The 12,674-nt window shown below is 72.5% G+C and carries 6 protein-coding genes; 4 read left to right on the plus strand and 2 right to left on the minus strand.

Going from position 1 to position 12,674, the window contains the following annotated elements:
- The first annotated feature begins 257 nt into the window (after nt 1–257).
- The 4 genes from pdxR (at nt 258) to GA0070612_RS24635 (ending at nt 8,695) form a co-directional block, all read left to right on the plus strand.
- Nucleotides 258–1,733 (plus strand): MocR-like pyridoxine biosynthesis transcription factor PdxR, encoded by a 1,476-nt coding sequence (gene pdxR, locus GA0070612_RS24620; RefSeq protein WP_088990080.1) that lies wholly within the window; start codon nt 258–260, stop codon nt 1,731–1,733.
- A 205-nt stretch (nt 1,734–1,938) separates the two neighbouring features.
- Complete coding sequence (locus GA0070612_RS24625; protein WP_088990081.1) at nt 1,939–7,344, plus strand: ATP-binding protein; 5,406 nt, start codon at nt 1,939–1,941, stop codon at nt 7,342–7,344.
- Between the two features lie 137 nt (nt 7,345–7,481).
- On the plus strand, nt 7,482–7,724 hold the full coding sequence (locus GA0070612_RS24630) for a DUF5988 family protein (RefSeq protein WP_088990082.1): 243 nt from the start codon (nt 7,482–7,484) through the stop codon (nt 7,722–7,724).
- Between the two features lie 266 nt (nt 7,725–7,990).
- Nucleotides 7,991–8,695: a 4'-phosphopantetheinyl transferase family protein gene (locus GA0070612_RS24635; RefSeq protein WP_088990083.1), complete on the plus strand. Its 705-nt coding sequence runs from the start codon at nt 7,991–7,993 to the stop codon at nt 8,693–8,695.
- An 80-nt stretch (nt 8,696–8,775) separates the two neighbouring features.
- Here GA0070612_RS24635 and scpA read toward each other — a convergent pair whose 3' ends face one another.
- Both scpA and GA0070612_RS24645 read right to left on the minus strand, forming a co-directional pair.
- A complete protein-coding gene (gene scpA / locus GA0070612_RS24640; protein ID WP_456299244.1) occupies nt 8,776–10,827 on the minus strand; it encodes a methylmalonyl-CoA mutase in 2,052 nt (683 codons plus the stop codon).
- Nucleotides 10,828–10,898: 71 nt separating this feature from the next.
- The gene (locus GA0070612_RS24645; RefSeq protein ID WP_088990085.1) at nt 10,899–12,668 is read right to left on the minus strand and encodes a methylmalonyl-CoA mutase subunit beta; all 1,770 of its coding nucleotides are present in this window, start codon (nt 12,666–12,668) and stop codon (nt 10,899–10,901) included.
- Nucleotides 12,669–12,674 lie beyond the last annotated feature (6 nt).

The following is a 12,674-nucleotide window of genomic DNA, read 5'->3' on the forward strand; positions in this document are numbered from 1 at the left end:
AGCAGCCCGATTCACGCGCCCCCGTTGGCGTTGACCCCGCCGCGTGACGCGGCAGATCGGACTCTTCCCCCCAGCACAAAAGGACTCGCACGACCACCCGTGTGCCGAGGCCGGTGACGATGCCGAGGTCCATATTGGACATACTCGGAACGTACGCCCTGATTCGCCGACAGCAGGTGGTTGCGCGTCCGACCAACACTTTCCTCAGACGCAGATCACGCTGTCCATACCACTTCGACGACGCCGGAGCGGACCACTTGTCCCTGAATCTAAGTCTGTCAATAGATGGTCAATCGCGTGAAACGCTGGCAGTCCAGCTCCGTAACGCATTTCGCACACAGATCGAGGAGGGCACGCTTCGCCCGGGCACCCGGCTGCCGTCGAGCCGGCAACTCGCCGTCGACCTCGGGGTGTCCCGCAGTGTGGTCGTCGAGGCGTACGAACAGCTCTGCGCCGAGGGGTACCTGGTCTCCCAGCACGGCTCGGGCACCTCCGTGGCGGCGACGGCACGCACCGACAGCGGCTCGGCACTCACCCCGCACGACAGCACGTCGACGGCGGCGGTCTGGGACCTGCGCACCGGCGGCCTGCACAGCTCCACCTTCCCCCGCCAGGACTGGATCCGGGCGGTCAGCGCGGTGGTCACCTCGGCCGGCCACCGGGAGCTGGGGTACGCCCCACCATCGGGCCTGCCGGTCGTGCGGCACACCCTCGCCGGCTACCTCGGTCGGGTGCGGGGCGTCCGCAGCCGACCCGAACACCTCATGATCACCTCAGGGTTCGCCCAGGGGCTCGCACTGCTCTGCCGGGAACTGCGCGACCGGGGCCACCACACCGTCGGGGTGGAGGACCCGGGGCACCCGGGCGAGTGGGAGTTCATCGCCGACGCCGGCCTGCGCCCGGTGGGCCTCCCGGTGGACGCCGACGGCATCCGGGTCGACGCGCTGGCCGCGAGCGGGGTCCGCGCCGTGCTCGTCACCCCGGCCAGCCAGTTCCCCACCGGGGCCACCCTCAGCGCGCACCGCCGGGAGCAGCTCGTCGCCTGGGCCGAGGCGGTCGACGGCTACATCGTCGAGGACGACTTCGACGCCGCCTTCGTGGCCCCCGCGCAGCGGATGCCGGCGCTGCAGAGCCTCGCCCCGGACCGGGTGATCTACGCCGGCAGCGCCAGCAAGGTCCTCGCCCCGGCACTGCGCCTCGGCTGGCTGGCCACCCCCGCCGCGCTCACCGCGCCGATCGAGCGGCTCCGCGCCGGCTGGGACATCGGCTGCTCCAGCCTGGAACAACTCGCCCTCGCCCGGCTGATCGACACCGGGGTCTTCGACCGGCACCTACGCCGACTCGCCGCCGACATCCAGAAGCGCCGTACGGCGGTCCACCAGTTCGTCGCCCGCGAGATGCCCGGCACCACGGTGTTCGGCGGGCACAGCGGACTGCAGACGTACCTGGTGCTGCCCGAGCGGTGCGACGAGGAGGCGCTGGTGCAGGCGGCGCGGCGGCGCTCGGTACTGGTCCGTGGCGGACGCTTCTACGCGCTGCGCGCCGACGACCGACCGCCGGCGCTGGTCGTCGGCTACGCCGGGGTGCGCAGCTCGGAACTGAGCTGCGGCCTGGCCGGGATCGCCGCGGCGTACCGCGAGACGACCGGCCGCGCCGGCCCCGGGTCCACACCCGACACCCCTGTCGCCTCGGTGTCGTCACGCTGGGCGGCCTCCCGGGCGAGGCGAAGGTAGGGCCTGTTCCGGGCGAATATCCAACGCGGCCGGTCGTCGTCCGGGCCCGCCGCAGGCCGGCCAAGGGCTTCGACACAGGCCCTAGGGGTGTTGGCTGCTCCCGGAGGCGGGCTACGGTCCGGCCGTGGCCGTACCGCGATGCGCGCGCGGGTCACTCGGAATCGTCGTCCGTCGAAGCGTCGGACGACGGGGGAGGGGTCGACCGGTGTTCAGGCGTATCGCGATCATCAATCGGGGCGAGGCCGCCATGCGGCTGATCCATGCCGTACGGGACCTGGCCGCGGAGTCGGGCGACCACGTCGAGACGGTCGCCCTCTACACCGACGAGGACCGGACCGCGACCTTCGTCCGAGCAGCCGACGTGACGTATCCGTTGGGCGCCGCGGCCACCCGCCCCTACCTCAACCACGAGCTGCTGGAACGCGCCCTGGTCGAGACCGGCGCCGACGCGGCCTGGGTCGGTTGGGGATTCGTCGCCGAGGATCCGGCGTTCGCCGAGCTGTGCGAGCGGATCGGCGTGACGTTCGTGGGGCCCAACGCGGACGCGATGCGCAAGCTCGGCGACAAGATCGGCTCGAAGCTGATCGCCGAGGAGGTCGGCGTGCCGGTCGCCCCGTGGAGTCGCGGCGAGGTCGCCACCCTGCCGGACGCCCTCCGCGCGGGCGAACAGATCGGCTACCCCCTCATGCTCAAGGCGACCGCCGGTGGTGGTGGGCGTGGCATCCGGCGGGTCGACTCGGCGGAGGACCTCACCGACGCCTACGAGCGGACCAGCCAGGAGGCGCTGCGGGCCTTCGGCTCGGGCGTCGTCTTCCTGGAACGCCTCGTCACCGGCGCCCGGCACGTCGAGGTGCAGATGATCGCCGACGGGCAGGGCGGCGCCTGGGCCCTCGGCGTCCGGGACTGCTCGGTGCAGCGTCGCAACCAGAAGATCATCGAGGAGTCCGCGTCGCCGGTGCTGGCGGCGGACCAGGTCGCCGAGGTGAAGGCCGCTGCGGTGCGGCTCGCGCTGGCGGTCGGCTACCGGGGCGCCGGCACCGTCGAGTTCCTGTACCACCCGGCCCAGAAGCTCTTCGCGTTCCTGGAGGTCAACACGCGCCTGCAGGTCGAGCACCCGATCACCGAGGTCACCACCGGCACCGACCTGGTCAAACTCCAACTGCACGTGGCCGGCGGTGGCCGCCTCGACGGCGCGCCGCCGGTCGAGTCGGGTCACGCGGTCGAGGCCCGCCTGAACGCCGAGGACCCGGACCGCGACTTCGCGCCCTCCCCCGGCCGGATCGTCCGGCTCGCGCTGCCGGCCGGCCCGGGCATCCGGGTGGACACGGGTGTGAGCGAGGGCGACAGCATCCCGGCGGCCTTCGACTCGATGATCGCCAAGATCATCGCGTACGGCCGGGACCGCGACGAGGCCCTCGGCCGCCTGCGCCGGGCCATGGCCGAGACGACGGTCATCATCGAGGGCGGCGCCACCAACAAGAGCTTCGTCCTGGACCTGCTCGACCAGTCCGAGGTGATCGACGGCTCCGCCGACACCGGCTGGATCGACCGGGTCCGCGCCGAGGGCCGCCTGGTCACCCACCGCCACTCCGCGCTCGCCCTCGCCGCGGCCGCCATCGAGGCCTACCAGGACGAGGAGGAGGTCAGCCGGCAACGGCTGCTCACCACCGCGCACGGGGGCCGACCGCAGGCGCAGCACGAGACCGGGCGTCCGCTCGACCTGAAGCTGCGCGGCGTCGGCTACCGGGTGGCGGTGTCGCGGGTGAGCCGCGAGCGGTTCCGCGTCAACCTGTCGGCGGGTGGCGACGTCCACCGCCTGGACGTCCAGATGCAGCGGTTCGACGAGCACCGGGGACAGATGCTGGTCAACGGGGAGCGTTTCCGCTTGGTGACCGCCACCCACGGGCCGGTCCACACCGTCGAGGTCGACGGCGTCACCCACCGGGTCAGCAGGGACGAGGGCGGCGTGGTCCGCTCCCCCGCACCCGCCCTCGTCGTCGCCACTCCCCTCGCCGCCGGTGACGAGGTCGAGGCGGGCGCACCCATCCTCGTGCTGGAGAGCATGAAGATGGAGAACGTGCTCCGCGCCCCCTTCCGGGCCCGGGTCCGCGAATGCCCGGTCTCGGTCGGCAGCCAGGTCGAGACCGGCACCCCCCTGATGCGCCTCGAACCGCTGGCCGACGCCACCGCCGAGGAGACGCCGGGCGCGGCCGACACCGTCGAGATCGACCTGCCGCCGGCCCCGGCCGGGCCGTCGGCGCAGCAGTCCCTGGACGATCTGCGCGCGCTCCTGCTCGGCTACGACGTCGATCCGGGTGAGATCACGCTCCACCCGGCGGCGGGCACCGCGTCGCCGACCGCCTCGCTCGACCTCCTGACGATCTTCGCGAACCTGGCGGAGCTGGCCCGGAACAAGCCGCGTCGGGCCGCCGACGCCCAGCCGGGCAGCGCCGTGCACACCCCGCGGGAGTTCCTCCACAGCTACCTGCAGAGCCTCGACGTCGAACGGGCCGGCGTCTCCCCCACCTTCGTGGCACGCCTCGAACGGGTCCTCGCCCACTACGGCGTGACCAGCCTCGACCGGACACCGGAGCTGGAGGACGCCGTCTTCCGGATCTTCCTGGCCCAACAGCGCATGGCCGCCGCGGTGCCGCTCGTCTCCGAGGTGCTGCGCCACCTGCTCGCGGGACCGGCGCCCGCCGGTGACCGGCGCGAACCCGCCGGGATCGTCCTCGAACGACTGGTCGAGGCCACCCAGGTCCGCTTCCCCGCAGTCGCCGACCTGGCCCGTGGCCTGGTGTTCCGCTGGTACGCCCAGCCCCTGCTGCGCCGCACCCGCGCCGAGGACTACGCCGAGGTCCGCGCCGACCTGCGACACCTCGACCGGCACCCGGCCGCACCGGACCGCGCCGAGCGCGTGCAACGGATGGTCGCCTGCCGGCAGCCCCTCGTACGGATCATCGGCCAGCGCATCCGACGCGGCGGCGACACCGCGCACGGCCCCCTGCTGGAGGTGCTGACCCGGCGCTATTACGGCAACCGGGGGCTGCGGGTCGTCACCGCGCGAGGCGGTTTCGTCACCGCCCGGCACGGCACGACGCACATCGTGGCGGGCGCCACCGACATCCCCGGTCTCCCCGAAACGCTCACCGCGCTCGCCGAGCTGGCCGCCGACGCCCCGACCGGGCTGGTCGCGGACCTCTACGTCGCGCTGGGCGACCAACCCGACGACGACGACGCGATCGCCGCACGGCTCGGGACGCTCCTCGCGGACCACCCGCTGCCCCCGACCGTCGAGCGGGTGACCGCCACCGTGGCCAGCTCCACCGGCGCGGTCATGCACCACTACTTCACGTTCCGGCCCGGCGAGAGCGGCCTCACCGAGGACCGGCTGATCCGCGGCCTGCACCCGCAGATCGCCCAACGCCTGCAACTGGAACGGCTCCGCGAATTCGACCTGACCCGGCTGTCCTCGGCCGACGAGGAGATCTACCTCTTCAAGGCCGTGGCACGCAGCAACCCGGCCGACGAACGGCTGATCGCCATGGGCCAGATCCGCGACCTGACCCCGCTGCGGGAGACCGACGGGCGGCTGGTCGCGCTGCCCGCCCTGGAGGAGGCCACCACCCTGGCCCTGGACGCGATCCGCGACATCCAGGCGCGGCGACCGCAGGACAAGCGCTTCGACACCAACCGGATCCTGATGTACGTCTGGCCGCCCACCAACCTGTCGCGTGACGAGCTGAACGCGCTGGTCCAGCGGATCCTGCCGACCACGGTCGGGGCCGGGCTGGAGGAGGTGCAGTTCATCGCCCGCCAGCCACGTGCGGCCGGGGACGTGGCGGTGACCATCACAGTGGATTCCGGCAGCGGCGCACGGCTGCACGTCGGCACGCCGTCCACCGAAGCGGTACGCCCGTTGGACGACTACCGGCAGAAGGTGCTGCGTGCCGCCCGCCGGGGCACCACCTACCCGTACGAGCTGACCGGGCTGCTCGGCCGATTCACCGAGTACGACCTCGACCCGTCCGGGACGCTGGTGCCGGTCGACCGGCCGAAGGGGAGGAACTCGGCGGCCATCGTCGCCGGCGTGGTGACCACCCCGACCGAGCGGTACCCGGAGGGGATCACCCGGGTGGTGCTGCTCGGCGACCCGACGAAGTCGCTGGGCGCGCTCTCCGAACCCGAGTGCGCCCGCGTCATCGCCGCCCTCGACCTCGCCGAGCACCTGCGGGTGCCCCTCGAATGGTTCGCGCTGTCGGCCGGAGCCCGCATCTCGATGACCTCGGGCACCGAGAACATGGACTGGGTGGCCGCCGCGCTCAAGCGGATCGTCGAGTTCACCCAGGCCGGCGGTGAGATCAACATCGTGGTGGCCGGCATCAACGTGGGCGCGCAGCCGTACTGGAACGCCGAGGCGACGATGCTCATGCACACCAAGGGCATCCTGGTCATGACCCCGGACTCCGCGATGGTGCTCACCGGCAAGCACTCGTTGGACTTCTCCGGTGGCGTGTCCGCCGAGGACAACTTCGGCATCGGCGGCTACGACCGGGTGATGGGGCCCAACGGGCAGGCCCAGTACTGGGCGCCCGACCTTTCGGCGGCCCGGGACGTGCTGATGGCCCACTACGACCACACCTACGTCGTACCCGGGGAGACCGGGCCCCGGCGGGCGGACACCGACGACCCGGTGGACCGGGACGTCTCGGACTACCCGCACACCGTCGACGGCAGCGACTTCACCACCGTCGGGCAGATCTTCTCGGCGACCCACAACCCGGACCGCAAGAAGGCCTTCGACATCCGTACGGTCATGCGCGCCCTGTCCGACCAGGACCACCCCGTCCTCGAACGCTGGGCCGGGATGGCCGACGCCGACACGTCGGTGGTCCAGGACGCGCACGTCGGCGGCTACCCCGTCTGCCTCGTCGGCATCGAGTCGCGGCCCGTACCCCGGCGCGGGTTCCCGCCCACCGACGGGCCGGACACCTACACGGCGGGCACCCTGTTCCCCCGCTCGTCGAAGAAGACGGCACGGGCCATCAACGCGGCGTCCGGCAACCGCCCGCTCGTCGTCCTGGCCAACCTGTCCGGTTTCGACGGCTCCCCCGAGTCGATGCGCCACCTGCAACTGGAGTACGGCGCCGAGATCGGCCGGGCGATCGTCAACTTCGCGGGCCCGATCGTCTTCACGGTGATCTCCCGTTACCACGGCGGGGCGTTCGTGGTCTTCTCCAAGGCCCTCAACCCGTCCATGACGGTGCTCGCGCTGGAAGGATCGTTCGCCTCGGTGCTCGGCGGCGCCCCGGCGGCGGCTGTCGTCTTCTCCGGTGAGGTCACCGCCCGTACCGCCAGGGACCCGCGCGTCGCGGACCTGCACGCGCAGGTGGGCGGGACGACCGGCGCGGAGCGCGCGGCAGTGAACGCCCGGCTCGCCGAGGTGCGCTCGGCGGTCCGCGCGGAGAAGCTGGGCGAGGTGGCCGCGGAGTTCGACCGGGTGCACAGCATCCAGCGGGCCGTCGAGGTCGGCTCGGTCGACGCCATCGTCAGCACGGCCGACCTGCGGCCGCGCGTCATCGAGGCGATCGAGCACGGCCTGAAGAGCTGAGACGAACCGCGGCCTTCCGCATCTCGCGATCCGTCGCCCGTGCGACACCGCGGTACTAGGGGTCTGTGTCGGGGCCGGAGACGCCAGCATGCTGGAATCCGGAGCAACGACGCTCCCTGGCAGAGAGGAACGATCCGATGCCTCAGCAGTACCTGACGCTCGATCGACCCGCCGCGGCACCGACGTCCGAGCCCGTGTTGGTGTTCCTCCAGGGTGGACCCGACGACATCCCGCGCACGATGGTGGCCAGCGTCGAGCAGCTGGTCTACGGGAAGATCAAGGTGCCCTACCTGGCCGGCTACGAGCACTTCGAGCGCCGCGTCGGTGACGGCGCCCCACTGCTGTTCACCTGGACCGGCCGGACCAAGATCGCCGAGTGATCCGGGGCGGATCGCGGGCCGTACCCTGCCGGCGGCAGCGGCACGACGGCCCGCGACCGGATCCCCCACCTGCCCCTAGCCGTCGAGGGCACTCCCTTAGCCCGGCGGGCGCGGCCCGTGAAAGCCGCAGCGTTCGTTCCCTGTGGCTACCAGCGCCGATACTGTTGAAGCGTGACCAATGTCAGCCGTGCCCAGCCACTGCCGCCCACCGGCGTCAGGTCGGGTGCCGCTGACTCCGGAACCGTTTCTCCGGCGCGGAGGAAGCCATGATCGAGTCCATTCTTCCCGGCGCCGTGACGGCCGTCGACACCTTCGTGGACCCGCCCGGCGCCGACCTCTTCCCCGAAGAGGAGGCCGTCGTCCGCAAGGCGGTGGACAAGCGCCGCCGCGAGTTCACCACGGCCCGCTGGTGCGCCCGCCAGGCGATGCGGCGGATCGGGATCGCTCCCGCGCCGGTCCTGCCCGGCACCCGGGGTGAGCCCCAGTGGCCGTTCGGGATGGTCGGCAGCATCACCCACTGCGCCGGCTACCGGGCCGCGGTCCTCGCCGAACAGGAGAAGGTCACCACCGTCGGCATCGACGCCGAACCCAACGACGCCCTCGCCAACGGCGTGCTCGAAGCCGTCTCCCTGGCCGAGGAGCGGGACCGCATCGCCGTCCTGCTGCGGGACCACCCCGGTGTCGCCTGGGACCGGCTGCTGTTCAGCGCCAAGGAGTCGGTCTACAAGGCCTGGTTCCCGTTGACCGCGCGGTGGCTCGACTTCGAGGACGCGAACATCGTCATCGACCCGCTGAACGGCACGTTCACCGCCGCACTGCTGGTGACCGGGCCGTGGGTGCACGGTCGACGGCTCAGCGGCTTCAGCGGCCGCTGGCTGGCCCAACAGGGTCTCGTCGTCACCGCCATCACCGTGCTCGCCCCGGTGGCCCCGAAGACCCGTCCCAACGGCCGCCTGGCCGCGCACCGCTGACGCATCACGCCGGTGGCCGCCCCCCGGACGGGAGGCGGCCACCGGCGTACTCAGGCGGGCTGTCGGCCGCCGTCGGGACCTCAGCGCAGCAGTCGTTCCAGCAGGTCCAATGCCGCCTCGGCGAGCACCGTCCCGGGCGGGAAGACGGCCGCGGCGCCAGCCTGACGAAGCGCGGCGACGTCACCCGGAGGCACCACCCCACCGACCACGATCATGATGTCCGCGCGGCCCAGGGCGGTCAGGGCCGCACGCAACGCGGGCACCAGGGTGAGGTGGCCGGCGGCGAGCGAGTTGACGCCGACGACGTGCACGTCCGCGTCGACGGCCTGCCGGGCGACCTCGTCCGGCGTCTGGAACAGCGGACCCACAGCGACGTCGAAACCCAGGTCGGCGAAGGCGGTCGCGACGACCTTCTGACCGCGGTCGTGACCGTCCTGGCCCATCTTGGCCACCAGGATGCGCGGGCGGGCACCCCGCCGGTCGGCGAACGCGGCGGCGGCGGCACGGGCCCGCGCGACACCGGGATCGGCGCCCGCCTCGTCGCGGTACACCCCCGTGGTCGTGCGGATACGGGCGACGTGCCGGCCGTACGCCGACTCCAGGGCCGCGGAGATCTCCCCGACGGTGGCGTGCGCGCGGGCTGCGGTGACGGCCAGGTCGAGCAGGTTGGCCGACGGGTCGGTGGCGCCACGGGTGAGCGCGGCCAGGGCGGCGTCGCAGGCCGGTTGGTCGCGGTCGACCCGCAGCCGGCGCAGTTTCGCGACCTGCTCGGCGCGGACCGCCGTGTTGTCCACCTTGCGCACCTCGATGGGATCCTCGACCACCGGTCGGTGCCGGTTGACGCCGATCACCGGCTGCCGACCCGAGTCGATCCGCGCCTGGGTGCGCGCGGCGGCCTCCTCGATCCGCAGCTTCGGCAGCCCCTGCTCGATGGCCCGTGCCATGCCGCCGGCGCGTTCGACCTCCCGGATGTGACCCCACGCGCGTTCGGCCAGGTCGTGCGTGAGCCGCTCCAGGTAGACGCTGCCACCCCACGGGTCGATCACCTGGGTGGTGCCGGACTCCTGCTGGAGCAGCAGCTGGGTGTTGCGGGCGATCCGGGCGGAGAAGTCGGTGGGCAACGCCAACGCCTCGTCCAACGCGTTCGTGTGCAGCGACTGCGTGTGGCCCTGGGTGGCCGCCATCGCCTCGACACAGGTCCGCACCACGTTGTTGTACGGGTCCTGCGCGGTCAACGACCAACCGGACGTCTGACAGTGCGTACGCAGCGACAGCGACTTCGGGTCGGTCGCGCCGGCGTCACGCAGCAGCCGCGCCCACAGCAGACGGCCGGCCCGCAGCTTCGCCACCTCCATGAAGAAGTGCATACCGACCGCCCAGAAGAACGACAGCCGGGGAGCGAACGCGTCGACGTCCAGCCCGGCGGTCTGACCGGCGCGCACGTACTCGGCGCCGTCGGCGAGGGTGTACGCCAGCTCCAGGTCGGCTGTCGCCCCGGCCTCGTGCATGTGGTAGCCGGAGATCGAGATCGAGTTGAACCGGGGCATCCGCTGCGAGATGTAGGCGAAGATGTCCGCCACGATCCGCATCGACGGCTCCGGCGGATAGATGTAGGTGTTGCGGACCATGAACTCCTTGAGGATGTCGTTCTGGATGGTCCCCGCCAACTGCTCGGGCGTGACCCCCTGCTCCTCGGCGGCGACGATGTAGAGGGCCAGGATCGGCAGCACCGCGCCGTTCATGGTCATCGACACGCTGATCCGGTCCAGCGGGATGCCGGCGAACAGCTCCCGCATGTCGAGGATCGAGTCGATCGCCACCCCGGCCATGCCCACGTCACCGGCCACCCGGGGGTGGTCGGAGTCGTAACCACGGTGGGTGGCCAGGTCGAACGCGACCGACAGGCCCTTCTGCCCGCCGGCCAGGTTGCGCCGGTAGAACGCGTTGGACTCCTGCGCCGTGGAGAAGCCGGCGTACTGGCGGACCGTCCACGGCCGGGTGGTGTACATGGTCGGGTAGGGGCCACGGACGAACGGGGCGATGCCCGGCAACGAGTCGAGGAAGCCCACTCCCGCCAGATCGTCCGCCGTGTAGAACCGCTTGACGCCGATCCCCTCCGGGGTCTGCCACACATCGGTCGGCTGCGGGGCCGGGCCACTCGGTCCGGGTGGTGTGCCGAGCGCGACGTCGGCGTACGAGGGGATCATCGGGGCACTCCGAGGTCGTCGAGGGTGGTCTCCAGCACGCGCACCGCGTCGCAGCCGGCGTACAGGTAGTCGTCGACGCCGCAATGCCCGCCGGGTCGCCCGGCCAGCCATACCTTCGCCGCGCCGGCCTGTCGGAGCGCGGCCGCGACCGGCGCGGCCTGCTCGGCGTACACCCGGTCGGACGAGCAGAGGCAGACCACGGCACCGGGCGGGACCGCGTCGCCGGGGGCGGTCGTCACGGTGCGGATGCCGCCGGCGGCGAACAGGTTCGCGGTGAAGGTGACCCGGGCGTTGTGCTCGGACGTCCGTCCGATCGCGACCAGGTGCACCACCGGCGTCGTCGGCGCGTCGTCGGCCCGGCGACGCAGCTCCTCGAAGCGGTACGCGTACCGGTGGCGGGGCAGGCCGCCGACCGGCGCGGGCGAGCCGGCATGGCGGGCGGGGACCTGTTCGTCCAGATCGGGGAACTCGCTGACCCCGGTGATCGCGTCCTGCCGGCGGGCCAGCCTCGTGGCCCGGCGCTCCCAGGTGGCGGCCAGCCGGTCGGCCACCAGACCGCTGCGCAGCGCCGCCCCGATGCCGCCGGCCCGTTCGATGGTGGTGAACCAGTCCCAGGCCGCGCGGGCCAGGTCCTCGGTGCGTGACTCGACGTACCAGGATCCGCCGGCCGGGTCGGTGACCCGATCCAGGTGCACCTCGTCGAGCAGGATGATCTGGGTGTTGCGGGCGATCCGCTGGGCCGTCTCGTCGGGTCGGCCCAGGGCCAGGTCGAACGGCTGGACGGTGATCGCCCCGGCGCCACCGACGCCCGCGCCGAAGCAGGCGATCGTGGTCCGCAGCAGGTTGCTCCACGGATCCCGGGCGGTCATCATCGCGGCCGAGGTGACCGCGTGCTGCCGTTGCGCCGACGGCCGGTTCGCGCCGGCCACCTCGGTGACCCGGTGCCAGAGTCGGCGGGCCGCGCGGAACTTCGCGATCGTGGCGAACTGGTCGGCGGTCGCCGCGTACCGGAATTCGAGCTGGGCGAGCGACCTCGTCAGCGGGATCCCCCGATCGCTCATCGCCCGCAGGTACGCGACGCCGGTGGCCAGCGCGCACCCCAACTCCTCGGCGTCACTGCCGCCCGCGTCGTGGTAGGTGGTCGCGTCGACGGTCAGCGCCCGCAGCTCCGGGTGCGCCGTCACCGACTGGGCCGCGAGCTCCGCGGCCACCCGGAGTTCCGGTTCGACGCCGCTGGCCGCGTACGCGCCGAACGGGTCGGCGCCGAGGTTGCCGCGCAACACGCGGGGGTCGATGTGCTGCCGGGTGGCCACGTCCAGCAGGGCGGCGGCGGCCTTGTCGGTCCCCGTGCCGGCGTCGAGCACGATGCCGGTGCGGTCCAGTGGGATCCCGGCGAGCAGCTCGCCGAGCTGCTCGGGTGCCGTCGCCCGCAGCCACAGCGAGGTCGCCCCGCCGTGCAGGTCGGCACGGGCTGCCGCCGCGCTGCGTACCGGGTCGGGGTCGGTGTGCACGGTCCGCACGTCCCACCGGCCGCCGACCTCACCGCCCCGGGTGAACGGCGCCTGCCCGGGTACGCCGTCCGGCACCGTGGTGTGGTGCGAGGTGTAGAGCGGGGCCAGCGGAAACCCGTCGTACGTGGTGGTGGCGAGCAGGTCCGCGGCCTCGTCCGCCCGGGTGTTCTCGTCCGCCTTCCCGGACTTGCGCAGCACGCTCAGCGTGAGCCGCTGCCAGTCCTCGATGGCGGGAACCGGGAAGTCGTCTGTCATGGGTGT

It is taken from the genome of Micromonospora chokoriensis, from assembly GCF_900091505.1.
Taxonomy (GTDB): domain Bacteria; phylum Actinomycetota; class Actinomycetes; order Mycobacteriales; family Micromonosporaceae; genus Micromonospora; species Micromonospora chokoriensis.

What these genes read in the sequence shown, in the direction of transcription:
- GA0070612_RS24635 (WP_088990083.1), top strand. Translation starts at nt 7,991, where the DNA reads ATGATCGAGTCCATTCTTCCCGGCGCCGTGACGGCCGTCGACACCTTC.
- GA0070612_RS24645 (WP_088990085.1), bottom strand. Translation starts at nt 12,668, where the DNA reads ATGACAGACGACTTCCCGGTTCCCGCCATCGAGGACTGGCAGCGGCTC.
- GA0070612_RS24630 (WP_088990082.1), top strand. Translation starts at nt 7,482, where the DNA reads ATGCCTCAGCAGTACCTGACGCTCGATCGACCCGCCGCGGCACCGACG.